The sequence below is a fragment of the Microvirga terricola genome (assembly GCF_011777495.1).
Lineage (GTDB): Bacteria > Pseudomonadota > Alphaproteobacteria > Rhizobiales > Beijerinckiaceae > Microvirga > Microvirga terricola.
Genome location: NZ_JAATJS010000001.1, coordinates 187,573 through 211,389, shown reverse-complemented (window position 1 = coordinate 211,389; position 23,817 = coordinate 187,573). Strand labels below are relative to the sequence as shown.

The window sequence follows — 23,817 nt, the reverse complement described above, 5'->3', positions numbered from 1 at the left end:
TATTTCCTGAATGACTGTTCATTAAGATGAACGAATCCGGAACCAAGTTGCTTTGGTTGCGTTGGCAACTTGATTGCGAGCGTGAGCCATTGCCGGTTCGCTTCACGAAAACCTGAATGTCACCGCCCGAGCGAAACATCGCCCGGCCGTGACCGCGTATGGACAGTTTAAGGATTGCGCTATGCATGAGCGTTTGACGACGCAGAGCCTTGCCTATCGTCTGAGTTTCAAGACTTCCTCGAAAAAAACTCTTCTTGTCTGCTTCTCGCATCTGCGTTGGGATTTCGTCTGGCAGCGTCCGCAACATCTTTTGAGCCGCGCCGCGCGGCACTACGCCGTTCTCTTTGTTGAAGAACCTATCTTTGAACCTGTAATCCGCGCGCATCTGGAACTCAGCACACGGCCGCAAGGCGTCACGATTGCCGTGCCGCATCTGCCGGAAGGATTGTCCGCGGATGGAACTGTTGCGGCGCAACGCAAGCTTGTTGCCGATCTCATCGGCCGCCGCGCGCAGCAACCTCGCATCTTCTGGTACTACACGCCGATGGCGCTCGCGTTCTCGAACGATCTCGAATGCGATCTGTGCGTCTATGACAACATGGATGAGTTGTCTCTTTTCCGCGGCGCCTCGGAGGAGATGCTCGCCCTCGAATCCGAACTCTTTGCGCATTCCGATCTGGTCTTCACCGGCGGCTTGAGTCTTTACGAAGCCAAGCGCGACCGACATCACAGCGTGCACGCCTTTCCCTCATCCATCGATTTCGATCACTTCGCGAAAGCGCGCGACATCAAAGCGGATCCCGACGACCAAGCCGAGATCGGCCTTCCGCGCCTCGGATTCTTTGGCGTCATCGATGAGCGCATGGATCTCGATCTTGTTGCCGACATCGCCGATCTGCGGCCTGCGTGGCAGCTCGTCATGATCGGGCCGGTGGTGAAGATCGATCCGGAATCGTTGCCGCAGCGGCCCAACATTCACTGGCTCGGCGGCAAGTCTTATAATGATCTGCCGCATTATCTGTCGGGCTGGAATGTCGGCCTCATGCCCTTCGCGATCAATGAAGCCACACGCTTCATCAGCCCGACAAAGACGCCGGAGTTTCTCGCCGCCGGCGTGCCGGTGGTATCCACCCCTATCACCGATGTTGTCAGGCCCTATGGCGAAAAGGGGCTCGTCGAGATTGCAGGAAACGCATACGACGTGGTCGCGTGCGCGGAGAGCATTCTCTCACGGCCGAAGGATGCGTGGCTCGCGAAAGTGGACCGCCATCTCGCCTCCGGCTCGTGGGATCGCACTTGGGCGGCCATGCATCGGTTGATGCGCGATGTCGGCGGAGAGATGGTGGCCGGACGTTCCGTATCGCCGCAGCCCACTCATGCGGCCCCCCCCGCGGAGTAAGGTCATGTATGACTGGCTCATCGTTGGCGCGGGCTTTGCCGGAAGTGTGCTTGCAGAGAGAATTGCGAACGAGCGCAACGAGCGCATCCTGCTGATCGACCGGCGCAACCATATCGGTGGAAACGCTTATGATCGGTATGACGATCAGGGCCTCCTCATCCATCAATATGGCCCGCATATCTTCCACACGAACGCCAAGCAGATTTTTGACTATCTCTCCCGCTTCACCGAATGGCGGTTCTATGAGCACCGGGTACTGGCACAGGTTGATGGTACGCTCGTGCCGATTCCGATCAATCTCGATACGGTCAATACGCTTTACGGCTTCAACCTGACCTCGGAAGAGTTGCAGGAATGGTTCGCCGGGCGGGCGGAAAAGGTCGACGAGATCAAAACATCGGAAGATGTGGTGGTCTCCACGGTCGGGCGCGAACTCTATGAAAAATTCTTTCGGGGTTACACCCGCAAGCAATGGGGTCTCGATCCGTCCGAACTCGACAAATCGGTGACCGCGCGCGTTCCGACGCGCACCAACCGGGACGACCGCTATTTCGGTGACGAGTTCCAGTTCATGCCGCGTCACGGCTACACACGCATGTTCGAAAAGATGCTGCGGCATCGCAACATTCACATCATGACGCAGACCGAATACGAAGATGTGCGGTATAAGATTCCGCACAGGCGAGTCATTTATACCGGGCCTGTCGACGAATATTTTGGGTTCCGATTCGGCAAATTGCCTTACAGGTCGCTGCGCTTCGAGCACGTCACGCTCGACAAGCCATGGCACCAGCCGGTCGGCGTCGTGAACTATCCGCAGACGCAGGACTACACGCGCGTTACCGAGTACAAGCACCTGACCGGCCAGGAGCATCCCAAGACGGCGCTCACCTATGAGTATCCGTCCGCTGTCGGCGATCCGTATTATCCCATCCCGAAGCGGGAAAATCAGGAGCTTTTCAAGAGGTACGAGCGGCTCGCGCTGGCGACACCGGATGTGTGGTTCGTCGGGCGGCTTGCTACCTATCGCTACTACAACATGGACCAGATCGTCGGTCAGGCGCTCGCCACGTTCCGACGCATCAACGACACGGTGCCGCGCGGAGCGGCCGGCACAGGTCGGCGCATCGTTCCGGCAACAGCGGCCGCTCGCGCGCTCTAGAGCTTATATTCCAGCCATTACGGAACAACGCAGCGCGGAATGGACTCATAGGTGATGACATCCCTTCCGCTCCGCCCGCAAGCGTCGCGCCTCACTGCACCGCAGGCTTTCTGGTGGTCGACCGGAATCGAGGACACATTCATCACTGAGCCTTGGCCATCGACGGGGCGAACTCTCGATGAGTATGAGCTGACCGGTCACTATGAGCGCTGGGCGGAGGACCTGAGCCTCGCAGCCGCATTGGGCGTGAAGACCATTCGCTACGGCATCCCCTGGCACCGTGTGGAGCCCGCGCGCGGGCAGTGGGATTGGGACTTTCCTGACAAGACACTCGGGCGTCTTCTTGATCTCGGCATCGATCCGATCGTGGACCTCGTCCATTATGGCCTGCCGCGCTGGCTGCATGGCGCTTACCTCAACCCCGATTATCCCGAGCGTGTCGCGGAGTACGCGTCCGGCCTCGCTGGTCGCTTCCAGGGGCGAATCTTCTGGTACACGCCGCTGAACGAGCCGCGCATCACCGCCTGGTATTGCGGCCGCCTCGGCTGGTGGCCGCCGTTTCGCCGCGGTTGGTCGGGTTTCATCGCAGTCATGATGGCGATTGCCCGCGGCATCGTGCGCACGGTGCAGGCCTTGCAGGCAGTCGATCCTGAAATTCTAGCCGTTCACGTCGATGCGACCGATCTCTACGAGACTCCCGATCCAGCCTTGGCTGGTGAGGGCGAGCGCCGACAGGAGATCGTGTTTCTCTCGCTCGATCTCGTCAGCGGCAGAGTCAACCGCGAACATCCGCTCTGGGCGTGGCTGCTGCACCATGGCGCGGGGGAGAGCGACCTCGCGTGGTTTCAGGAGAATGCCATCGACCTGCCGTTCATCGGCCTGAACCTCTACCCCATGTTTACAAAAAAGCGGCTGCAACGAGAGGCGAGGGGGCGCTTGCGCATCCGCCAGCCTTACGCTCCCGGCGATCTCGTGGCGCAGCTAGGGCGGCTCTATCATGCGCGCTACAAATCGCCGCTTTTCGTCAGCGAGACCGCATCCATCGGCTCGGTCGCGAAGCGGCAACGATGGATGGACGATTCCATCGCGGCGGTGAAAATTTTGCGAACTGAGGGCATCCCGATGGTCGGCTACACCTGGTGGCCGATGTTCGACATGGTGGCCTGGGCGTACCGCCAAGGCACGCGGAATCCCGCGAATTATGTCGCGCCGATGGGGTTGTGGGACCTTGATCCCGTGACGCTAGATCGAACTCCTACGCCTCTCGTCGGTTCTTATCAGGCCTGTGTGGCCGGCGGCATTTCCGCCGTTGGGCTACTGAAGACTGGATAGAGCGGGGCGCTTTTCATGTTTCGCAGCTTCTTCCTGGCCGGCTTCGAAGGCTCGACCGGATATAACCGCCATGGCCAGTGGTTCGATCAGGTCGTCGCCACGGGGCATGACAAAACCTTCCGCGAGGATTATCGCGCGCTCGCCAAGCTCGGCATTCACGGCATCCGTGAAGTCATGCGCTGGCCGCTGATCGACCTTGGCCGGGGACGATACGATTTTTCCTCCGTCGCGCCTTTTCTGCATGCGGCAGCGGAGAGCGGGCTCGAGGTGATCTGGGATCTTTTTCATTACGGCTTCCCTCGCCACGTCGACCTGTGGAGCACGGACTTTCCAAGCCGCTTCGCCGACTACTGCTACGCCGCCGCGCGGCTCGTGGAGCGCCATTCCTCCAGCATCCCTTATTTCACGCCCGTCAACGAACCCTCATTCATGGCTTACGCCGGCGGCGAGAAGGGGCTGTTTGCGCCGCACGAAAGCGGGCGTGGATGGGATCTGAAGGTCGCGCTTGTGCGTGCCGCCATCCAAGGCATCGACGCGATCCGCTCCGTGCGCTCGGACGCGCGCATCGTCAATGCGGACCCGCTCTGCTCCGTCGTGGCGCCGATGTGTGAGGAGGAGGAATGGCGCGCGGTGGTGGAGGATTTCAACAATCGCCTTGTCTTCCAATCCTGGGACATGCTGTGCGGCCGTCTCCTGCCGGAGCTCGGCGGCAGCCGGGCGCATCTCGATATTGTGGGCGTCAACTACTATTGGACGAACCAGTGGGAGTGGAACACGCCACCCTCCGTTGACGGCACGATTCCGCCTCTGGCCGAGGACGATCCACGCCGTGTGAAACTGCGCGATCTCGTGACAAGCGTCTCGGATCGCTATGGCGGCGATCTGATGATTACCGAGACGACGCATGTTGGCGAAAGGCGCGGCCCCTGGCTGCGCGAGGTGGCGGGGGAATCCGAGATCCTGCTGCGCGATGGTGTGCCCCTTCAGGGCGTCTGTCTCTATCCCATCCTCGGCATGCCGGAATGGCATTCGCCTCAGGATTGGACACCCATGGGGCTGTGGGATCCCGTCTGTCGCCACGAGCCGCATGGTGAGCGCGTTCCCTGTCAGCCGATGCTCGACGCCTTTCGCGATATGCGCGGGCTCGATGTGTTGCACGCGAGGCGGCGGCGCGAACGCCTGTCGCCTCGCGCACGAGTCATGACATGAGATTTACGCCGCAGCCTCCGCTGCCCGCACGGCCTCCTCGAGGCGCGGCGCGCGTGCTTCGACGGAGAGGTCGATGAGACTGTCGAGCAGGCTCGTCGCGGTCGGCTCGGCGAGCGGATCGTCCCTGAACAGCTGGAGGGTGGACGCCACCATCCGTCCGCGTCCGTACGTACGCTCCACGCCGAGTGCGACCGGCTTGTGAATCCAGCCGACCACCAGACCGGCAAAGACACGGGCCTGGAAGTCGAGCAGGTTGCAGCCGGAAATCACGTAATCCGGCAGAACCCGGTCCATCGTCTCATCGAGAAGCGGCCCGCCGGGGAAGTGCGCGAAATGCCCGGCGCGGCGCAGCCACGAGAAGGATGAGGCCCAATCACCGCGCCACAGCGTACCGTCGCGCGACTTGACCTTCACGTTCTGCCAATGCGGGAAGAACGGATAGAGCATCATCTCGTGGTCCGGCAGCAACAGGAGGTTTGCGCCCCGCCGGACATGATCTGCGATCACCTTGTCATGGTTGCGGGAGACGATGACGGTCGCTTCCTCCATCTCGCGCGCGGCGGCATAGCCCATGAGCTGCAAGCGCTCGCGAATGTCTTCGTCCGGTGACCACATCAGCTGGCGCGCCTGCGCCGGCGCGCCGCGCCTGGGGTGAATGGCAAGGTCCACGTGGTTCTGCGCGATCAGGTGCCCCTCCGCCGAACGCAGATGCAGCGAAATGCGGCGCAGGCCCGCCTCCGTCAGCTCCGGAATGGGGATCGCCACCTGTCCGAGATCGAGCACGAAGGGCGCTTCGATACGCGGCAGATTCATCTGCTTTGTGTGACTGTCCAGGCTGATGTCGAGACGGCAATTTTCCAGCAAAGGCCCCGCGCCGTGCGCCACCGCGAGGCGAAGATTGGCCGTCTCGCCCGCCCAATAGGAGACCCGCTCCCATTTCGGCACGATCACCGTATCCGCATTGATGATGTGGAACAGCTCGTGGAACACGCGCGGATTGCGGCGCATGTCGAGAAGGCCGTTCGATTCCCAATGGCAGTCGTGCAGCTCGGTGATGACGTAGCCCGCAAGGCTCGGCTTCCGGCGCATCGCTTCGATCTCGTACTTGAGCGCGCGGAATTGCTGCCATTGCGCAGCGGTCACGAAGCGGCGCAGGTCGCCGAAGACACGGTCCATGCTCCAGTCCGAGAAGCGGTTCTCGACGCCGTGCGCATACATCACGCCCTCGCCCCAATCGTGCCCGGTTTCGAACCACCAGGGCTCCTCGCCATTGGCGGCGCGTAGATCCTTTGGATAGGGCAGGCCCCAATTGCCGAATTCGGAGCACATCAGCGGTTCGCGGCCGGTAATCACCGCGTCGCCATGGGGCGAATAGAGCCAGGAGGCGCGGGCCGCGAGTTCGTCCACGAACTTGTCCCACTCGTCACGGTGGTCGGGAATAGCGGCGTAGAAGTGATAATCCGCGATGTCCGATTCAACATGGAAGCTCGGCGCGAGCGGCGAGTTGTCGACCACGAGTCGCGTCGGGTCATAGGCCTTCAGCCAGGCGAAAGTGCGTTTGAGCCACTCGCGATGATCCGGATCGTTGACGAGGTCGACGCCCCAGTTCTCGTTGATGATGGTCCAGATGATGATGCTGGGATGGTTGCCGTCGCGATCCACGATGCCTTTGAGGAGCTTTTCCTTGCGCCCGCGCGAGCGGTCGGTGGACATGCCGCCATTCGGCAGCTCGGTCCAGATCAGAAGGCCCATGCGGTCGGCGACTTCGTAATAACGTGGGTCCGCCGCCTTGATGTGGCAGCGCAGGCAATTGAGGCCCAATTCCTTTGCCTTGCGGAACTGGTCTTCCAGAAAAGCCACTGACGGCACCGTGCAGATGGTGTCGGGATAGTAATCCTGATCGAGCGCGGCGCGCAGATAGAGCGGCTCGCCGTTGAGATAGAATTTGCCGTTGCGGGCTTCGATGGTGCGGAAGCCGAAATGGTCCTCGATCTCATCCTGAACTGCGCCGTCGCGGACGAGGTGCAGTCGGATGCGATAAAGGTTCGGTTCGTCCGGCGACCAGGATTCCACATGCTTGATCGAAAACTCGAACGGCATGCTGGTGACGCCGACCTGCGTCGGGTGCGTTTCTTCGAGCACCAGATTGCCGGAGGGATCAAAAACCTCGATCCTGACGTCCGCCTCGTCCGTGAGAGGGCGCGCGAAGAACACGCCCGCCATGACCCGTCCCGTTTCCCGGTTCGGCACGAGGCGGATGCGCGTCATGTGATCTGCGATGCGGCGCTCGAGAAGGACCGGCTGCCAGATGCCCGAAAGCGGGCCGTACCAGCTCTGCTTGCCGAACGGAATTTCGGCGAAGGGTGAATCCGGAAACTCGGCCGGGTTGTCGGTTGGCGAGTCGACCCGCACCTTGATCTCGTTCGGGCCGGGCTTGAGATAAGGCGTCACGTCGAAGGAGAAGGGCAGAAAGCCACCCTCGTTCGTGCCCACAAGTTCTCCGTTGATGAAGACGCGCGAGTTGTGAAAAACCGCGCCGAAGCGGAGCCATACACTGTCGCGAAGCCAGTCTTCCGAAAGTTCGAGGTTCAGACGATAGATGCCGATGCCTGCGCGCATTCGCAGGTCGGAGAACTGTGCCTGCCAGGGGCTGGGAACCACGATCTGACGGATCTCGGCGGGGCCGGAAAGGCGGTCATCCGCGATGTGCAGGAATTCCCAGGTGCCATCGAGGCTGATGCGATTGTCGTGCATGAGCGCTCCTTGAATTCAGGTTCTACCCAAGGGCGTCCAAAGCGGCGAAAACATGACTGATCCCACGGCTTGTCAGCCTGGCGCACTCTTCGCCGCACCGACCCCGAGAATCGCTCGAACTATTTGTCCTCACCCGCGACAATGGCGACGCGCCCAAACTGAAACAACGGTGGAGCCGCGCATTTGATCCCGGGCTCAGGTCTTCCGCCGGGGGTACAAGGCGGTGTTCTGCGGGCGTCCTGGTGGCCTGCGCTATCGCTGGGATGGGTGAGGAAACGATGTTGTTCATCATCCTCGGCTTTTTCTTGCGCTTTGCCTGTCCGAAGGCGACTTTTTGCCCCAATGATTCGCATAACCGGCCATCCAGGATTTGCGACAAGGCGGATTGAATGACGAAAACGGGAATGCAGCGGTTCTTCTGGGCCGCCTTGATGGTGCTGACGTTCGCAGTTGGCGGGCTCGGGCAGGCACAGGCTCAGCCCCAGTCGCCAGTAACCGTACCGGCGGTCTCCGCCGCGCCGGAGGCAGGCAGCGCAGCCTCGCTCGACACGAAGGCCGCCCGCGCCAAGCTCGACGGCATCAAGGCCGATCTCGACCAGAAGGAGCTGGCACTCCAGGGCCGGACGCTTCCCAACGCGGAGCTCCAGAACCTCCGGCAGCAGATGGAGCCGATCATCGCCAATATCCGCGCGCTGATCGAGGATCAGACGCCGAAGCTCGAGGCCAGCAAGGCGCGGCTCACGCAGCTCGGGCCGAAGCCGAAGGACGGCCAGCCCGAGGAGAGCGCCGACGCCGCCAAGGACCGTGCCGAACGCGAGGCGGCGGTGGCGGAGTTGGACGAGACGCAGCGCCTGGCGCGCGCCCTTCTCGTTCAGGCCGAACAGGTCAATGCGCAGATCAGCGACCGGCGACGCGCCGGCTTTGCACGCGCCTTGTTAGAGCGCAGCGACGGCATCTTGAGTCCTAGCCTGTGGCTCAACGTCGTCCAGGCCATCCCGCGAGAACTGCGAGCGCAGCGCATCACCCTGTCCGATACGCTCACCCAGATGGATCGCAACGCGACGTTCGGCGTGCTGCTGGTCGTCGCACTGGCGCTCGGCACCGCCATCGCACTCTATGTCGGGCGGCGCTACATCGCGCCGCGTCTCGTGCGACGTGACCCTGAAATCACCGAGCCGGCGCGCCGCAGCCGGTTGCTTGCGGCGCTCGCCGTGCTGCTTCTCGGCGCGGTTCCTGCCATTGCCGGCAGCTGGATCGTCTGGATTGCGATCGACTCGGCCGACATCTTCCCGCCGCGTTTGGAACAGGTTGTCGCGGCCTTGCTGCTCGGCATCGCATTCGTGGCCTTCGTGCGGGCGCTGGTGGACGCCATTCTCGCGCCCGATCACACGCCCTGGCGCTTGGTAAACGTCTCGAACACGTCCGCCACGCGCATCATGAGTTTCTCGGTCACCATCGCAACCGTGATGATGATCGGAAAGGTGCTGGAATCGTTCAATCAGGCGATTGCCGCGGCTCTGCCGATCACAGTCGTCACCCGCGGGGTCTTCGCGCTGGCTGCAGTGCTGCTTTTTGCGGAGCTTCTGCGTCGCTTCGCCCGCAAGGCCTCGCAGGAAGAAGCCTGCCTCGGCCCCTATGTGGCGCCCGAGCCCGACATCGGCGGCCCGTTGCGGACGCTGGGTTGGATCGTGGTCGGCATCGTCATCGCCAGTGTGCTCACCGGCTATGTGGCGTTTGCCTCATTCCTGGTCGATCAGGTCATCTGGGTCTCCATCATCGTCGCGCTGCTCATTCTCTCGATTGCGCTGGCGGACGAGTTCATCGGCGGCACGCTGCGCGGCGACACCCGCGTCGCCACGACGCTTCAGGCCAACACCGGCCTGCGCCTCCGCTCGCTCGAACAGATCGGCGTGCTGGCCAGTGGCGCGGCCCGGCTCGGGCTGATCGTTCTGGCCGTCCTTCTGGCGCTCGCGCCGTGGGGAATCGAGTCAACCGATCTGATGGGGTCGATCCGCGCCGCCTTCTTCGGCTTCAGCGTCGGCGATATGACCATTTCGATTTCGTCGATCCTGATTGCCGCCCTGCTGTTCGCGGCGGGATTCGCGATCACGCGCGTGATCCAGCGCTGGCTCGATCACACTTTCCTGCCCGCGACCGATCTCGATGCAGGCCTGCGCAACTCGATCCGCACGGCGGCGGGCTATGTCGGCGTCATTGCGGCGGGCGTTTTGGCCTTCAGCTATCTGGGCTTGAGCCTGGAGCGTGTCACCATCGTCGCCGGTGCGCTCTCGGTCGGTATCGGTTTCGGCCTGCAATCCATCGTCAACAACTTCATCTCAGGGCTCATCCTGCTCTGGGAGCGCCCCATCCGCGTGGGCGATCTCGTCGTGGTGGGCGATGGCGAAGGCTATGTGCGCCGGATCAACGTGCGCTCCACCGAGATTCAGACTTACGACCGCTCGACGCTGATCGTGCCGAACTCGAACCTGATTTCCGGCATCGTGCGCAACAGGGTTCGCAACGACCGCATCGGGCGCGTGCTCGTGTCGGTGCCCGTTCCGCGCGCGACCGATCCCGACCTCGTGGCGCAAATCATGCGCACCGCCGCTCTCGCCCACCGCGAGGTGATGAGCGAGCCCGCACCACGCGTCATCTTCAAGAAGGTCACCGAGAACACCATCGACTTCGACCTCATCTGCTTCGTCGATGACATCGACGCGGCTGGTCGCGTTTCGAGCGACTTGTATTTCGAGATCTTCCGCGGTCTGCGCAAAGCAGGCGCGTCCGCCGTGCCGGAGGCGCCTGCTCATAAGCCGGAGGAGTACGAAGAGGAGCCGCCGAAGAAGCCGAAGGAGGATGAAGAGGAAGGCTTAACCCTTCTCAAGGATAAGTCCTCTCCATGAAACACATCGCCGTCGTCAGCCTTATCGCGCTCGCCCTCGCTGCTTGCCAGGGTGGGCAGCGCTCCGCGAATCAGATGCCGAGCTTCTATGTCTCGCTCACCAATGCCAATGCGGTGGTGGATGCGGCGACCGCGCGGGACATGATCAGCGCCTATCGCGGCAACAAGGGCCTCGGGCGCCTCGCCCTCGATCCTGACCTGCAGGCCGAAGCCGAGGCCGAGGCCGACGCCATGGCGGCCGCGGACAAGCCAAGCTCCGCCGAGACCCTCAAGAGTCGTCTTGCGGCGAAGGGCGTCATCGCGCCCGCTGTCAATCTGTCGGCGGGCTACCACACGCTGGCCGAGGCGTTTTCAGGCTGGCGCGAGAGCCCCCAGCATGACCGGGTTTTGCTAGATCCGCAGGCGACCCGCATGGGCATCGCCACGGCTTATACGCCGCGTTCCAAGTACAAGGTCTATTGGGTGCTCGTCGTCGCCGGCCCGAAGCGCTGACCGGCTGGCGGCGAAGCTTGCCCAAAGCCGGGGCAGGCTTAGTATCGTGACGAAACTCCGTTCAGCAACGGATCATGTAACAGCGGTTATATGATGGGTTGCTATTGGGGTTCGTTGCGCAGGTGACCGCGTATGTGGCTGATCCGCCTTTACGCCCGTGTTCTGGGCCAGCTCGGTTCCGATCTCCGTATCGGTGGCATTCTGGCCCTCGCCAATGTGGCGCTTGCCATTTCCGCCTTCGCGGAGCCGATCCTGTTCGGGCGCATCATCGATGTGCTGACGCGTGCTCAAGTGCCGGGCGCGCCGCGCATCACCTTCACGGTGCTGACGCCGCTGATCGCGGCCTGGGTCGCGTTCGGTTTCTTCTCCATCGGGGCGGGGGCGCTCGTGGCGCTTTATGCCGACCGACTGTCGCATCGCCGCCGTCTCGCGGTGGTGGCGAATTACTTCGAGCATGTGCTCCAACTGCCGCTGGCCTTCCATACCTCGACCCATTCGGGCCGTGTCCTGAAGGTGATGTTGGAAGGCTCGAACGGCATGGCCTGGCTCTGGCTCGGCTTCTTCCGCGAGCACTTCGCCGCGCTCGTGGCTTTGTGCGTGCTGCTGCCGCTGACGGTCTTCCTCAACTGGCGGCTCGGCCTCCTTCTCGTTGCTCTGGTCATCGTCTTCACGATCCTGACCATCGTCGTGCTGCGCAAGACGGAGAGCCTGCAAGGCTCGGTGGAGCGCTACCATTCGAACCTCGCGGAGCACGCCTCTGACGCGCTCGGCAACGTGCCGGTGATCCAGTCCTTCACCCGCGTGGAGGCGGAGGCGCGTTCGCTCAGAACCATCATCCAACAATTGCTCCAGGCCCAGAACCCGGTCCTGTCCTGGTGGGCGGTGGCCTCTGTCGCCTCGCGCGCTGCCGCGACGATCACGGTCACGGCGATCTTCCTCGTCGGCACGGCGCTCCACCTCAACAAGCTCGCCACCATCGGCGATATCGTCATGTTCATGAGCATGGCGACGATGCTGGTCTCCCGCCTCGAACAGGCGGTGAGCTTCGTCAACCAGCTCTTCATGCAGGCGCCGAAGATGCGGGAGTTCTTCGAGGTGCTCGATACCGTGCCGGTGGTGCACGACCGCCCAAACGCCAAGCAGGTCGAGCGTTTTCAGGGCAACGTTGCTTTCGAAGATGTCAGCTTCTCTTATGACGGCAAGCGCGCCGCCATCGAGGACGTGACTTTTTCCACCAATCCCGGCGAGACCATTGCGCTTGTCGGCGCAACTGGTTCCGGCAAGTCGACGACGCTGGGCCTGCTGCACCGCGCCTTCGATCCGCAATCGGGCGCAATCCGCATCGACGGCGACGACATTCGCGACATCGCGCTCTCATCCTTACGTCGCAACATCGGCGTGGTGTTCCAGGAGCCGATGCTGTTCGCCCGCTCCATCCGGGAAAACCTCCAGGTCGGCCGGCCTGAGGCGACCGACGCGGAGATGATCGAGGCATTGGAGCGTGCGCAGGCCATCGAGTTCATTGCCCGGCAAAGCGAAGGGCTCGACACCATCATCGGCGAACGTGGCCGCTCGCTTTCCGGCGGCGAGCGCCAGCGCCTGTCCATTGCGCGAGCGCTTTTGAAGAACCCGCCGATCCTCATCCTCGACGAGGCGACGAGCGCGCTCGACGCTGCCACCGAGCAGAAGCTCCAGAGAGCATTGGACGAAGTCATGCGCGGCCGCACCACCTTCGTCATCGCTCATCGCCTCGCGACCATTCGCAACGCCAACCGTATCCTCGTCTTCGACCACGGCCACATCGTCGAGATGGGGACCTTCGACGAGTTGGTCGCCAAGGGCGGGCGCTTCGCGGAGCTTGCCAAGGCGCAATTCATGGCCACCGAGGAGCGGCCACGACGCCCGAGGCTAGTTGCCGAGGAGGCGCTAAAAGCCTAGGAGGTGAGGGCGGAGTTAAATCTTCATGCCCCTGGCCCCAAACGACGGAAGTATTCCCGACTGGTCGGGACCGGCCTCGACCGGACATCACAAGGTCAATGGCGTTACCTTGCACGATATCGAGGTTGGCACGCCTGAATCGCCTCTTGTTATTTTGTTGCACGGTTTTCCAGATTTCTGGTGGGGGTGGCGGCGGCAGATCGCTCATCTCGCGTCCTCCGGCTTTCGCGTCGTCGTGCCGGATCAGCGCGGCTATAACCTCAGCGAGAAGCCTGTCGGCTTCAAGGCGTATGATCTCGACACGCTGGCAGCCGACATCATTGGCCTAGCCGATGCTTACGGCTCCAAGAAGGTGCAACTCGTCGGACATGACTTCGGTGGCTTCGTCGGTTGGTGGACGGCGACGCGCCATCCCGACCGGGTCGAGCGCCTCGTCGCTATCAACGCGCCGCATCCGCATATCGCGCTGTCCTATGTGCGCCGCCATCCGATCCAGATGATGCGCAGCTTCTACATGGGCATCTTCCAGCTCCCGTGGGTTCCGGAATCCATCCTCGGGCTGAGCAACTACGCCGTACTGCGCAAGACGCTGACTCTGAGCAGCCGCGCCGGCACTTTTACCGCCGCCGACATGAAGCGATATGAAAATGCGTGGGCGATGCCGGGGGCCTTGACCGGCATGATCAATTGGTATCGCGCCCTGCGCGTGCGCCCCCAGCTGGCGGAGGTGAAGGTCAAGGTGCCGACGCTCGTGATGTGGGGCCTGCAAGATCACTTTCTGGACCGCGGGTTGGCCGATGAGAGCATGGAATTGTGTGAGAACGCACAGTTCCTCGGATTTGAGAATGCCACTCATTGGGTCCACCTCGAAGAAGCGGACGCTGTCAACGAGGCCTTGGTTTCCTTTCTGAGTTCTCCGGTGGGGTGCATTTCCGACACGGGGAGCCGTGTTGCTGCGGGTTGAGGGGTATGTCGCAGGTGATCCATGAGCCGAGTGTGCTCGAATGGCCGGGGGAGCCGGTTGAGACGCTCCACCGCGTCAACGGCATCACGCTGCATGATGTCCAGCTCGGCGCGTCGGATGCTCCACTTGTCATTCTTCTCCACGGCTTTGCCGACTTCTGGTGGGGGTGGCGACGGCAGGTGGACGATCTTGCGGCTGCAGGCTTTCGCGTCGTCGCGCCCGATCAGCGCGGCTACAACCTGAGCGAAAAGCCGATCGGTCTCAGATCTTACGATCTCGACACGCTCGCGGCCGATATCGTCGCCTTGGCGCAGGCTTATGGGCGCGAGAGGTTTCATCTCATTGGGCATGATTTCGGCGGCCTGATCGCGTGGTGGACGGCGTCCCGCTATCCGGATCGGTCGAGCGGATGGTGGCGATCAACGCGTTCCACCCCCAAATCCTCATTCCCTACATCCGCAAGCACCCCAGCCAGATGCTGCGAAGCATCTACATGATGATCTGTCAGGTCCCCTACCTGCCGGAATCCCTGCTGAGATTCCGAAATTTCGCGATCCTGCGTGGCATGCTGCACATTGGCGGTCGGAAGGGCACATTTTCCGATGCGGATACGAGGCGCTATATGCGGACGTGGTCGGTGCCGGGAGCCGTGACGGGTATGGTTAATTGGTATCGCGCCCTGCGCCGCAGGCCGCCAATCGACAATCCCCGCGTCAAGCCGCCGACACTCGTGATCTGGGGCAACCGCGACCCCTACCTGCAGAAGGGACTGGCTGAAGCAAGCCTGAGCCTTTGCGACAACGGCGAAGCCCTCTGGATGGAGGACGGTTCGCATTGGGTGCACATTGAAGAGCCGCAGGTCGTCAACAAGGCGCTGATCGATTTTCTGACACGGTCCTAATCGTTTCTGTTTCCCGCCGGGGCGAGGCGCGTGATCCGCAGCGCCATGATCCTGTTGCGCGATTTGCGCAGCACCTGGAAGCGGAAGCCGTGGAAGGTGAAGATCTGGCCCGTGTCGGGAATGGCCTGCGCCTCATGGATGACGAGGCCGGCGATGGTCGTCGCCTCCTCATCGGGCAGGTTCCAATCCATGGCGCGGTTGAGATCGCGGATCGGCACCGAGCCGTCCACATTCACCGAGCCGTTGGGCTGCGGGCGCACGCCCTGCACGGACAGATCGTGCTCATCCTTAATGTCGCCGACGATCTCTTCGAGGATGTCCTCAAGGGTAACGAGGCCCATCACCTCGCCGTATTCGTCCACCACCAGCGCGAAGTGGGTTTTCTTCGCTAGAAACGCCTTCAGCTGGTCGCGCAGCGACATCGTGTCGGGCACGAACCAGCTCTCGAGCGCGATGGCTTCGACCTTGAGCTTGGTGGCGTCTCCGCCGACCACGTCGAGCGCGCGCAGCAGGTCCTTGGCGTGCAGCACGCCGATGATGTTCTCCTGGCTGCCGCGCCAGAGCGGCATGCGCGTATAGGGCGAGGCCAGCACTTCGCGCACGATCTCTTCCGATGAGAGATCCGCGTTGATGGTGCGCATCTTGGTGCGGTGAACCATCACCTCGGAAACGGTCAGCTCTTCAAGGTCGAGAAGACCGCCGAGCATGTCGCGCTCCACTTTCTCGACATTGCCTTCCTTGTGCAGCAGATCGAGCTGGCCGCGCAGTTCCTCCGACGCGGAGAGGATTGGCGTGTTCTCGCCGATACGAATACCGAAGGGCCGCAGCATGAGCCGCACGGTCCATTCCACCGCAAGCGCCAGCGGGCCGATGATCGCGACGACCCAGGTCATCACGCGCGACAGCAGCAGGGCCGTGTTGTCGGGCGAGGTGATTGCCAGCGTCTTCGGCAACACCTCCGCAAACACGATCACGAGGATCGACATGAACACGGTGGCATAGATCGCGCCTTCGCTGCCGAAAAGCTGCACGAGAATGCTTGTGGTGAAGGCTGAGACGCCGATATTAACGATGTTGTTTCCGATCAGCGCCGTGCCGAGAAACCGCTCGCGCATGTTCAGCAGGCGATTCACCAGCCTGGCGCGGATATCTCCGCTCTTTTCCAGAAACAGCATTCGCGAGCGCGACGCTCCCGTGAACGCCGTCTCGCCCGCGGAGAAAAACGCCGACAAAAGAAGGCAGAGGATAACGACGAGGGCCGCGAACCAAAGGTTGACGGAAAGATCTTCACTCATGGCCGTGACGCGTTGATCTCTTTCTCCAGAAACGCCCGCACGCTATCGACGGCAATGCCGGGAGCGATGAAGCTTTTCCCGATTCCGCGCGCCAGAATGAAGGTGAGCGCGCCGCCCTTCACCTTCTTGTCCTGGGCCATGGCGTCGAGAAGCTCGTCCACCGTGCCGCAGCCGCCGGAAACCTGGGCAAGCCGCGTGGGCAGACCCGTGGCGGCAAGATGCGCCTCGACACGCGCCGCATCAGCCTCAGGGCAAAGGCCCAGCGAGGCCGAGAAGCGGAAGGCGAGGCACAGCCCGATGGCGACACCCTCGCCATGCACGAGCCGCGCCGATTCGTAACGGGTGATGCGCTCCAGGGCGTGGCCGAAGGTGTGGCCGAGATTGAGCAGCGCGCGGTCGCCGTCCTCACGCTCGTCGCGCACCACCACGGCGGCCTTGGCGCGGCAGCTTTGCGCCACTGCTTCGTCCCGCTCCGGTCCGCCCGCGAAAACGCCCTGCCAGTTTTTCTCGCACCAAGCGAAGAAGGCCGCGTCATCGATGAGGCCGTATTTCACCACCTCCGCATAGCCCGCGCGCATTTCGCGAAGCGGCAGCGTGTCGAGGAGCGCCGTATCGGCGAGAACGAGGCTTGGCTGATGGAACGCGCCGACAAGGTTTTTGCCGTGGCGCGAATTGATGCCGGTCTTGCCGCCAACGGAGGAGTCGACCTGCGAGAGCAGGGTCGTCGGCACCTGCACGAACCGCACGCCCCGCCGCACGACGGCCGCCGCGAAGCCTGCGAGATCACCTACCACGCCGCCGCCGAGCGCCACGACGAGATCGCCGCGCTCGATCTTGGCTTCCAGCACCGCGTCGCAGACGGTTTCGAGAGAGGCGTAGCTTTTCGTCGCCTCGCCCGCCGGAACCGTGACGATGGCAGCGCGCAGACCTTGTTGTTTAAGCGATTGCGCTAGGGTCTCGGCGTAAAGCGGCCCCACATGCGCGTCGGTCACGATGGCCGCTGCCCGCGCGCCGAGCGCGGCAATGCGTGCCCCGGCTTCGTGAAGCAGGTCGCGCCCGACGAAGATGTCATAGGCCCTGTCGCCCAACGGCACCGGAACGGTCGTGATGGATGCCGCCGGCATCCGCGCTGCTGCGCCGCTCAACGTTGCGCACTCCTATTTTTCTCAAACCACTTCGCGAGAGCCTCGATGATATCTGCGACCACGCGATCATGCGGCGCTTCGTGCGAATCCACCGTGAGGTCCGCCGTCGCATAGACCGGGTGCCGCGTATCCATGAGCCGCCGCATCGTGCCTTCCGGGTCCGGGGTCTGGAGCAGGGGCCGGTTCGAGCGCTTGCGCACGCGGCGCATCAGCACGTCGAGGTTGGCCCGAAGCCAGATCGAGATGCCGTCCTCGGCAATACGCGCCCGGGTTTCATCGTTCATGAAGGCCCCGCCGCCGGTCGCCAAAACCATCGGTCCGTGGTCCTGAAGAAGGCGGGCGATGACGCGGCGTTCCCCGTCCCGAAAGTGATCCTCGCCGTGAATGGCGAAGATGTCGGGAATGGTCATGCCGGCGGCGGCCTCTATTTCATGGTCAGCGTCGCGGAAAGGCAGACCGAGAGTCTGGGCAAGCCTCCGACCTACGGTACTCTTTCCCGCGCCCATGAGGCCGACGAGCACGATTGATCGCGTGCCAAGCTGGCGGCAGATCGGGTGGCCGCCCTGGCTTCCGGTTTCCGGCTCGCCGGCTTCATCGAGGGAGGTGAAGCGGCTGATACTGTTCATGCTTCATGTCCTAGCATGGGGGGCGGCTTCTGTCACAAGGAGCTTGCGCCCATGGCTTAGGGATGAACCTGAGAATTGATCGGGGCTTGCCTGTCGTGCTGTTGCGTGGTTCCTACCAAAGAGACTTCATGAGGCTCCTGTGCCGACACTTTTTCGGTTTTTCGCCGTCGTTGCCTTGCTTGCGGTTGTCGGGTTTGCTGCCATGTGGGCGCTGGCGACCTTCGTTGAGCCCAGCCCGCATGAGATCACCGTGCCCGTCGCCACCCCGCATTCGTCCTCCTGATGAACGGTCACCGTCACGCCAGCCTTTTCCTCGACATGCTCGCCGCCGAGCGTGGCGCGTCCAAGAACACATTGGACGCCTACCGGCGCGATCTTGAGGACTATCTTGCTTACCTCAACGAGGCAGGCAGCGCGCCGGACCGCGCCGATGCCGCGACCGTGCGGGGCTTCATGGCAAGCCTGGAGGAGCGGGGCCTGAAGGCCAGCTCCGCTGCGCGGCGCCTCTCAGCCGTGCGGCAGCTCCACAAATTTCTCTATGTCGAAGGCTATGCCCCCGCCGATCCGACGGCTGCAGTGTCTGCGCCGAAGCGCGGCCGCGCGCTGCCGAAGGTTCTCTCAGTCGAGCAGGTGGACCGTCTGCTGCAGGTGGCACAGGAGAGCGCGAGCCTCGAAAAAGCCTCACCCACCGAACGCCTGCGCGCGGCACGCATGGTCTGCCTGCTGGAACTGCTCTACGCAACGGGCCTGCGCGTGTCGGAACTGATTGCGCTGCCGCGCAGCGCCGCCAAGACCAGGGACCGCTTTCTCGTCGTCAGAGGCAAGGGGGCGAAGGAGCGCCTTGTGCCCCTCACCGATGCAGCGCGGGAGGCCGCGCAGGCCTATCTCGCTCTCTCGGAACAGCAGAACAAGGCGAGCGGGCCGTGGCTGTTTCCTGCGGACAGCGAAAGCGGTCACCTCACCCGTCAGGCTTTCGCCCGCGACCTCAAGGCCGTGGCGGCAGGCGCTGGCCTGCGCGGCGACAAGATCAGCCCGCACGTCCTGCGCCACGCCTTCGCCAGCCACCTGCTGCAGAACGGCGCGGACCTGCGCGTCGTGCAGGAACTGCTGGGCCATTCCGACATCTCGACCACGCAGATCTATACCCACGTTCTCGACGAGCGCCTGAAAAGCATGGTGCGCGACTTGCACCCGCTCTCCGCCAGCGAAGGGTAGGCTGCGTCTGTCAAGGGTTGTGAAAATATTGCAGCGAGCTCTGATAGTATTTTGACATGAAATGGGCTGAGGTGAGGCTATTTTGTGCCGATTAGCCTATAATCTTAAGGTCAATACTTCATTGGGATTAATAATAAAATACAGATAAGCTCGAACCATGTTCTCCCGAAGGGGTTATTCAAAGCCACGAGCCACCATCAGGGAGTGAGACGATGCCTAATCAACCTGGTTCTCCGGGCCGCGAACAATCGCCGTCGGAGAAGAACAAACAGCGTGATATGCCCCGCAAGGGCGAAGAGCGGACCCCTTCGAAAGAGACGCCCAAGGGCGGCCAGAATCCGCAGGGCGGTCAGCGTTGATTGATTCATTGCGGTGAATTCATTGCGAAAGGGCTGCCGCGAGGCGGCCCTTTCTTTTCGTGCAGGATCTTAAGACATCAGCCGTGTCATTCCACGACTTTGATGCTTTTCAACGTCCGGCCATCGCTTGAAACGTGACAAACGCCGCGAAGAGCGAGGCGAAATTTCTTGTCGGCATGAAGGTTCTGGATATCCCAGGAGACGATGATCTCGTCCTTTACCACTTGTGTGCCGGTGATGTTGCTCATGTCGCCGACAGTATCGGGCGTTCTGCGAATGGCGGGAATCTGCGGCAGCGTTTCCTTGGCCTTCAGGCAGGTTGCAGCGGCGGCATTGCTGACTTCAAGAGGGAGCTTCGCTTGTTCCGCTTCTGCGCCTGTCGCGAGCGTAAGCATCGAGGTGAGTAGGATTACCGGTAGAATGCGGAAGGGTGAGGGGGCCATGCGTTGCACCGCGAATAGGTAAGGTCGGAACAACGTTGCATTGCGGTGAACTTCCCGCAAGACCTTCAAGAATTATCGCCGCTTGAGCAAAAACACCCCCTGCTCGCCGAGCAGGTTCCACACCCACCAGGGCAGGGTCATGCGCACGGGGCTGCCGCCTGCGTCGAGGGCGGCGGCTTTTTCCATCTGTGCGCCAACCTCGGCGCAAAGCTCCACGAAATCGCGGATCGTGCAAAAGTGGATGTTGGGCGTGTCGTACCACGCATAGGGCAGGTTTTCGGAAACCGGCATCCGCCCGCGAAAGGCAAGGTCGAGCCGCACGCGCCAATGGCCGAAATTGGGGAAGGAGACGATGGCCCTGCGTCCGATGCGCAAGAGCTGTTCCAGCACCGCTTTCGGCTGACGGGTCGCCTGGATGGTCTGGGAGAGGATGACGTAGTCGAAGGCATCATCCGGATAGTCGACGAGGTCCGTATCCGCGTCGCCCTGGATGACCGGCAGGCCCTTGGCGAGACAGGCATTGACGCCCTCGCGGGAAATCTCGATGCCGCGCCCGTCGACGTTCCGGCGCTCGCGCAGCAGCGAAAGGAGCGCCCCATCGCCGCAGCCGATATCGAGCACGCGCGAGCCCGGCTCGACCATGTCGGCGACGAGGAGAAAATCGAGCCGGTGGCCGAGACGATCGTCGGTCGGGGGAAGCGCGGCTTGCGATGTCATGCGATCCCCCGTGCGCGAGCCGCTGCATCGATGAAGCCGCGCGCCGCCGCGAACATTTCCGGCTCGTCGAGCAGAAACGCGTCGTGGCCTTTGTCGCTCTCGATCTCGACGAAGCCGACGGAGGCCGCAGCCGCGTTCAGCGCGTGCACGATGGCGCGCGAATCCGAGGTGGGGAAGAGCCAGTCGGAGGTGAACGAAATCACGCAGAAGCGCGTGGCCGAGCCCTTGAAGACGCGCGCGAGAGAACCGCCATGCTCCGCCGCAAGGTCGAAATAATCCATTGCGCGCGTGACATAGAGATACGAGTTGGCATCGAACCGCTCGACGAACGACAGGCCCTGATAGCGCAGATAACTTTCGATCTGGAAATCCGCGTCGAAGGAGAAGGTCGGGGCGCTGCGGTCCTGATAGTTGCGCCCGAATTTCCGGTGCAGCGCCATCTCGGAGAGATAAGTGATGTGCGCGCCCATGCGCGCGACGGCGAGGCCTTTGGAAGGCCGTGTGCCTTCGCTCAAGTAGCGCCCGCCGCGCCAATCGGGATCGGCCATCACCGCCTGGCGGCCGACCTCGTGGAACGCGATGTTCTGGGCCGAATGACGCGCGGCCGTCGCGATCGGCAGCGCGGCAAAGACCCGGCCGGGATAGCTTGCGGCCCATTGCAGCACCTGCATCCCGCCCATCGAACCGCCGACGACGCAGAACAGCTTCTCGATGCCAAGCCTGTCGATCAGGGCTGCTTGCGCGCGCACCATGTCGCGGATGGTGACGACGGGAAAATCGAGCGCATAAGGCTCACCGGTCGCGGGGTTGATGGAAGCCGGGCCGGTCGTGCCCATGCAGCCACCGATGACATTGGCGCAGATGACAAAGAAGCGGTCGGTATCCACCGGCTTGCCGGGGCCGATCATGGTGGTCCACCAGCCGGACTTGCCCGTCACGGGGCTGACATTCGCCACATGCTGATCGCCGGTCAGCGCATGACAGATCAAAACGGCGTTGGACCTGTCGGCGTTGAGCGTGCCGTAAGTCTGGTAGGCGATCTGCCAGGAGGAGAGGGGGGTGCCCGCATCCATCATCAGCGGCTCGTCCGGCCCAAAGCGCGCAACAAGGCTCGACGGATCGTCGATCTGGCTTCGCGGCTCGGGGGGCGGAACGGCACTGGACATGGTTTCGACGGAAACGTTCGATCTTCCGAACAGCGGTAACGGGGGCGGGTCCGGTCGTCAACGACCGTTGGGCTAAAACGACTTGCCGCATCTGCCCCGAGGTGCAAGAGAGGGCGGATAGGAAATAATATTATGAATCGTTCTACATTTCGTCCATCGTTCTGGGACCTCACCCCTGTCATTGTGCCCTTTGCGGTTTGGCTTGTGAGTTCGAGCTGGATCGAGTCGAAGGCCGAGCAAGCGTATCAGCAATCGCTTTGTCATCTCGATTTGCCGCTGAGCCTCGCCACCGCTACCGACATCCTAAAAATGCTTTATCCGGTGGCGTGGAACGAGGTCGTTCTTCTCGGCCAGAAATCTTCGCAATGTGTCGCTGATTTCCATACGCAACTGATGGCGGCTTACACATGCGCATTCATTGTCGCAGTTATAAGCGGCATAGTCGTGTATTTCGGTGCGGGTCTCTGGAGGTATGTCGCGACCGAACTTAGCGGGAAGCATCCAGCTTTTAAATTTTCATATCTATTGGTTGGTATAGTATTTTGTTGTTTTACTATATATAGTTCAGCGACGCAGATGGCTGTTATTGTCTTTGAGCCCGATAAATATGCTCATCTTGGAGCAAAGGCGAAAAATACGAGGCTATTATTCGACGGAAAATATGTAGATATTAACAATCACTGGTGGAAAATCCAGATGATCGCTTTTGTTACATTAGGATTCATGGTCCCGCTTTATCACGCAGTGACTGCATTCATGCGCTCGACGGACGGGCGTCAAAAGCACGGAGAGTCCGTGACATCCGCTTGAGGGATAGAAGACGTCCGCATTTACAAGCAGGGAAACTAGCGCTCTAAGAGGCAGGCCGAACGATCCGTCCCACCTCTTGGATTGCCTTCATGTCCGCTGAAAAGCCCGCCTTCTCCCTCGCCGATCTGCGTCAGGACATCGACCGCATCGATGAGGCGATGCATCGCCTGCTCATGGAGCGCGGTACCATCATCGACCGGCTGATCTCGGTCAAAAAGACCTCCGAGTCAGGTCAGGCTTTCCGGCCGGGCCGCGAGGCGTCGATGATGCGGGCCCTGGCCGAACGGCATACGGGCCTGCTGCCGCTCGATACGGCGGAGAGCATCTGGCGCGTCATCATCGCCACCTTCACCTATGTCCAGGCGCCGTACTCGGTCCATGCCGACATTTCCGGCGGCGATGCGCCCATGCGCGACAGCGCGCGGTTCCATTTCGGCTTTACGGTGCCTTACATCACCCATCCGAGCGCGGCAGCGGTGATCGAGGCGGTGGCCTCCTCGCGCGGGGATCTCGGCATTTTCCGGCTCGACCAGGGGGCGACGAGCGGCGCGTGGTGGCGGGCTCTTGCCGATGCGGAACGGCCGAAGATCATCGCGCGCCTGCCCTTCATCGAGCGCCCCGACCATCCGGCCGGAACGCCGGTCTTCGTCATCTCGAAGCCCCTGGAGGATGCCGCCATGCGCGACGTGATCCTTTATGCCGCGCAGTTCGAGCGCTGGCACAAGGGGGCGAACGAGGCTCTGGCCAAGCTGGGCGGCGAGGTAGTGGCGAGCGCCGCCGATGCTACCGGGCTGTCGGAATTGATCGCGGTTCCCGGCACCGTCGCTCCGGATAAGCTTCAGGAGGCGCTCACCGCCGCAGGCGCGAGCCTGGCAAGCCTCGTCGAAGTGGGCAGCCATGCCGAACGTTTCCGCGTGAAATGAGCGGCGAGCTGCTCTCTATCTCTTTGCTTTGCCGCATTTCCTTTCGGCGAACCGGTAGCCACTTC

At 62.3% G+C, this 23,817-nt stretch carries 21 protein-coding genes; 14 read left to right on the top strand and 7 right to left on the bottom strand.

Annotated features, from left to right (window positions below):
• The first annotated feature begins 181 nt into the window (after nucleotides 1-181).
• Genes HB375_RS00980 through HB375_RS00965 form a run of 4 tightly spaced genes read left to right on the top strand, consistent with a single transcriptional unit; the run spans nucleotide 182 to nucleotide 5,102 of the window.
• Nucleotides 182-1,399, top strand: a complete 1,218-nt coding sequence (locus HB375_RS00980) for a glycosyltransferase (protein ID WP_167671086.1) — start codon at nucleotides 182-184, stop codon at nucleotides 1,397-1,399.
• A gap of 4 nt (nucleotides 1,400-1,403) precedes the next feature.
• Nucleotides 1,404-2,561, top strand: coding sequence for a UDP-galactopyranose mutase (gene glf / locus HB375_RS00975; RefSeq protein WP_167671085.1), 1,158 nt, complete (start codon nucleotides 1,404-1,406; stop codon nucleotides 2,559-2,561).
• A gap of 54 nt (nucleotides 2,562-2,615) precedes the next feature.
• Nucleotides 2,616-3,893: a family 1 glycosylhydrolase gene (locus HB375_RS00970; protein WP_167671706.1), complete on the top strand. Its 1,278-nt coding sequence runs from the start codon at nucleotides 2,616-2,618 to the stop codon at nucleotides 3,891-3,893.
• Nucleotides 3,894-3,908: 15 nt separating this feature from the next.
• Nucleotides 3,909-5,102: a glycoside hydrolase family 1 protein gene (locus HB375_RS00965; RefSeq protein WP_167671084.1), complete on the top strand. Its 1,194-nt coding sequence runs from the start codon at nucleotides 3,909-3,911 to the stop codon at nucleotides 5,100-5,102.
• 3 nt (nucleotides 5,103-5,105) lie between these two features.
• On the opposite strand, the gene HB375_RS00960 is transcribed toward HB375_RS00965, so the two are convergent.
• On the bottom strand, nucleotides 5,106-7,856 hold the full coding sequence (locus tag HB375_RS00960) for a glycoside hydrolase family 2 protein (protein ID WP_167671083.1): 2,751 nt from the start codon (nucleotides 7,854-7,856) through the stop codon (nucleotides 5,106-5,108).
• A gap of 389 nt (nucleotides 7,857-8,245) precedes the next feature.
• Here HB375_RS00960 and HB375_RS00955 point away from each other — a divergent pair, with 389 nt between their 5' ends.
• The 6 genes from HB375_RS00955 (at nucleotide 8,246) to HB375_RS17995 (ending at nucleotide 15,053) form a co-directional block, all read left to right on the top strand.
• On the top strand, nucleotides 8,246-10,759 hold the full coding sequence (locus HB375_RS00955) for a DUF3772 domain-containing protein (RefSeq protein ID WP_246728284.1): 2,514 nt from the start codon (nucleotides 8,246-8,248) through the stop codon (nucleotides 10,757-10,759).
• Entirely contained in the window at nucleotides 10,756-11,250 is a 495-nt protein-coding gene (locus HB375_RS00950) for a CAP domain-containing protein (protein ID WP_167671082.1), read from the top strand. The genes HB375_RS00955 and HB375_RS00950 overlap by 4 nt, the downstream gene beginning before the upstream one ends.
• Nucleotides 11,251-11,382: 132 nt before the next feature.
• A complete protein-coding gene (locus HB375_RS00945) occupies nucleotides 11,383-13,188 on the top strand; it encodes a glucan ABC transporter ATP-binding protein/ permease (RefSeq protein ID WP_167671081.1) in 1,806 nt (601 codons plus the stop codon).
• A 25-nt stretch (nucleotides 13,189-13,213) separates the two neighbouring features.
• Nucleotides 13,214-14,152, top strand: a complete 939-nt coding sequence (locus HB375_RS00940) for an alpha/beta fold hydrolase (protein WP_167671080.1) — start codon at nucleotides 13,214-13,216, stop codon at nucleotides 14,150-14,152.
• 5 nt (nucleotides 14,153-14,157) lie between these two features.
• Nucleotides 14,158-14,649 carry an alpha/beta fold hydrolase gene (locus tag HB375_RS18000; RefSeq protein ID WP_246728283.1) on the top strand — a complete coding sequence of 164 codons (492 nt, stop codon included), beginning with the start codon at nucleotides 14,158-14,160 and terminating at the stop codon, nucleotides 14,647-14,649.
• A complete protein-coding gene (locus tag HB375_RS17995) occupies nucleotides 14,646-15,053 on the top strand; it encodes an alpha/beta fold hydrolase (RefSeq protein WP_246728282.1) in 408 nt (135 codons plus the stop codon). The genes HB375_RS18000 and HB375_RS17995 overlap by 4 nt, the downstream gene beginning before the upstream one ends.
• Here HB375_RS17995 and HB375_RS00930 read toward each other — a convergent pair.
• The 3 genes from HB375_RS00930 to HB375_RS00920 are packed head-to-tail and all read right to left on the bottom strand — an operon-like array spanning nucleotide 15,050 to nucleotide 18,119.
• On the bottom strand, nucleotides 15,050-16,348 hold the full coding sequence (locus HB375_RS00930; protein WP_167671079.1) for an HlyC/CorC family transporter: 1,299 nt from the start codon (nucleotides 16,346-16,348) through the stop codon (nucleotides 15,050-15,052). The two genes, HB375_RS17995 and HB375_RS00930, sit on opposite strands and share 4 nt — an antisense overlap.
• A complete protein-coding gene (gene aroB / locus HB375_RS00925) occupies nucleotides 16,345-17,472 on the bottom strand; it encodes a 3-dehydroquinate synthase (RefSeq protein WP_167671704.1) in 1,128 nt (375 codons plus the stop codon). Before aroB ends, HB375_RS00930 begins: the two co-directional genes overlap by 4 nt.
• A gap of 17 nt (nucleotides 17,473-17,489) precedes the next feature.
• Nucleotides 17,490-18,119, bottom strand: a complete 630-nt coding sequence (locus HB375_RS00920; RefSeq protein WP_167671078.1) for a shikimate kinase — start codon at nucleotides 18,117-18,119, stop codon at nucleotides 17,490-17,492.
• Between the two features lie 139 nt (nucleotides 18,120-18,258).
• Here HB375_RS00920 and HB375_RS00915 point away from each other — a divergent pair, with 139 nt between their 5' ends.
• Both HB375_RS00915 and xerD read left to right on the top strand, forming a co-directional pair.
• Complete coding sequence (locus HB375_RS00915; protein WP_167671077.1) at nucleotides 18,259-18,402, top strand: histidine kinase; 144 nt, start codon at nucleotides 18,259-18,261, stop codon at nucleotides 18,400-18,402.
• The gene (xerD, locus tag HB375_RS00910) at nucleotides 18,402-19,334 is read left to right on the top strand and encodes a site-specific tyrosine recombinase XerD (RefSeq protein ID WP_167671076.1); all 933 of its coding nucleotides are present in this window, start codon (nucleotides 18,402-18,404) and stop codon (nucleotides 19,332-19,334) included. The genes HB375_RS00915 and xerD overlap by 1 nt, the downstream gene beginning before the upstream one ends.
• Before the next feature lie 445 nt (nucleotides 19,335-19,779).
• Here xerD and HB375_RS00905 read toward each other — a convergent pair whose 3' ends face one another.
• The 3 genes from HB375_RS00905 to metX form a co-directional block, all read right to left on the bottom strand.
• Entirely contained in the window at nucleotides 19,780-20,136 is a 357-nt protein-coding gene (locus HB375_RS00905) for a hypothetical protein (protein WP_167671075.1), read from the bottom strand.
• A 72-nt stretch (nucleotides 20,137-20,208) separates the two neighbouring features.
• Nucleotides 20,209-20,853 (bottom strand): methionine biosynthesis protein MetW, encoded by a 645-nt coding sequence (gene metW, locus HB375_RS00900; protein WP_167671074.1) that lies wholly within the window; start codon nucleotides 20,851-20,853, stop codon nucleotides 20,209-20,211.
• Nucleotides 20,850-22,019: a homoserine O-acetyltransferase MetX gene (gene metX, locus HB375_RS00895; protein WP_167671073.1), complete on the bottom strand. Its 1,170-nt coding sequence runs from the start codon at nucleotides 22,017-22,019 to the stop codon at nucleotides 20,850-20,852. The genes metW and metX overlap by 4 nt, the downstream gene beginning before the upstream one ends.
• A gap of 132 nt (nucleotides 22,020-22,151) precedes the next feature.
• Between metX and HB375_RS00890 the strand changes: the two genes are divergently transcribed.
• Both HB375_RS00890 and HB375_RS00885 read left to right on the top strand, forming a co-directional pair.
• Nucleotides 22,152-22,829, top strand: a complete 678-nt coding sequence (locus HB375_RS00890; RefSeq protein WP_167671072.1) for a hypothetical protein — start codon at nucleotides 22,152-22,154, stop codon at nucleotides 22,827-22,829.
• 89 nt (nucleotides 22,830-22,918) lie between these two features.
• Nucleotides 22,919-23,752, top strand: a complete 834-nt coding sequence (locus tag HB375_RS00885) for a chorismate mutase (protein ID WP_167671071.1) — start codon at nucleotides 22,919-22,921, stop codon at nucleotides 23,750-23,752.
• Nucleotides 23,753-23,817 lie beyond the last annotated feature (65 nt).